The organism is Paraburkholderia sp. RL18-085-BIA-A (assembly GCF_046027075.1).
Taxonomy (GTDB): domain Bacteria; phylum Pseudomonadota; class Gammaproteobacteria; order Burkholderiales; family Burkholderiaceae; genus Paraburkholderia.
The window spans coordinates 1-1,279 of the sequence record NZ_JARESU010000439.1; the positions used below are offsets into that span (position 1 = coordinate 1).

Annotated in this window: 2 protein-coding genes; both read left to right on the forward strand. The window is 58.6% G+C overall.

Annotated elements, in window-relative coordinates; translation table 11 throughout:
- Nucleotides 1-374: type II toxin-antitoxin system HicB family antitoxin (locus P0D89_RS53085; RefSeq protein WP_408371285.1), on the forward strand; the 374-nt coding region annotated here is incomplete at its 5' end.
- Between the two features lie 358 nt (nucleotides 375-732).
- On the forward strand, nucleotides 733-939 hold the full coding sequence (locus P0D89_RS53090; protein ID WP_149675646.1) for a hypothetical protein: 207 nt from the start codon (nucleotides 733-735) through the stop codon (nucleotides 937-939).
- The last annotated feature ends 340 nt before the right edge of the window (nucleotides 940-1,279 follow it).

Here is a 1,279-nt window from a genome sequence, read left to right on the forward strand (position 1 = left end):
ATGGCAATACGGGCTTTCGCGCCAGCTTTCCCGATTTCCCCACCGCCGACGCGAGTGGCGATTCGTTTAACGAACTGACGCACAATGCCCAGGCGACCGTGGCAGCGATGTATGACCGCAGCGAGCAACTTATCCCCGCCCCTACCTGCAGTACGTCGGAATTGCAGGCGCTCCAAATGGACGATGGGAACGGGATCTGGGTATTTGTCGACATCGATCTGGCACGTGTTACTTCGAAATCCGTTGGCATTCAGGTCCATCTGCTTGAGAGCCTGCTTCAGCTAGTCGATGCAAGGTCAAAAGAGCGCCGCATGACGCGCTCTGCATTCGTCACACTGGCGCTTATTGATGAACTGAAGAAGCACGAGCGCTAACCAACGTCTTGCCGTTCAGTTCAGGAACTTGACGCGCAGGCGCGGGGGCTTCCTGGAAGCGCCGGGATGTGAACGTGCGATTCCTCGAATACGTCGTTGCCCGCCGTAAGTCGGGAACAACCAGTAAGGATGATATGACGCACTCAATGTGGGGCATCGCGGTCGGGCTGGCGCTCATGTTCGGCGCGGCGCTGCGTCGGTATAGGCGCAGCGCTCTGCGAAAGCGGGACATCCGCTGGCTTGATGAACACCACATATTGGACAGACTGCGCAAGCAATTGGAGCTGTCACCCCGGAGATGACGCGCGCGAGGTGGCGCGTCCGGGAAGAAAGGCTGTTACGTGAAGGAGTAGGCAAAATGACCCTGAATTACGCAGGCAGATCGCATGACGAAGCCGTGGCGGCGCGCCACAGGCAGAAACAGAAGGCACAGGAACAGGCCGGCGGCGAGATGGCGATAGAAGGGACAGAGGGCGACGCAACACATAGTTGCGGCGAACTCTCCGAACGGGGCAAGCAGGTCTGGCGAAGTGGAAGCGGGATCAACGGTGGCGGAAGAGAATGATGCGGCCTTTTCAATCTCCGGCAACGCGGATGGACTAATACATTCACACCCGGCGGCGAACCCTCGCCGAGTCTCCCCAATTGGGCAAGCGCCAGGACGTGAATGTCGGCTCAGTGCGCAAGTTCTGAAAAAAGATTCAATCGCAGTGACTGCGGCGGTCCGATGCAACACCAGCTGCATCAATGCGGAGCCAATGCGAGATGGACCGTGCTGAAAAAGCACAATGTGGCCGCTCGACCTCACGTTGCTCCGCGCTCAATCTGGTCGAACAACCTGAGCAGTCGTGTCACCCGCGACGCTCCATCAGGAACCAGGCGCTGATGCATCGACAGCGCCGTAA

What these genes read in the sequence shown, in the direction of transcription:
- P0D89_RS53090 (WP_149675646.1), top strand. Translation starts at nt 733, where the DNA reads ATGACCCTGAATTACGCAGGCAGATCGCATGACGAAGCCGTGGCGGCG.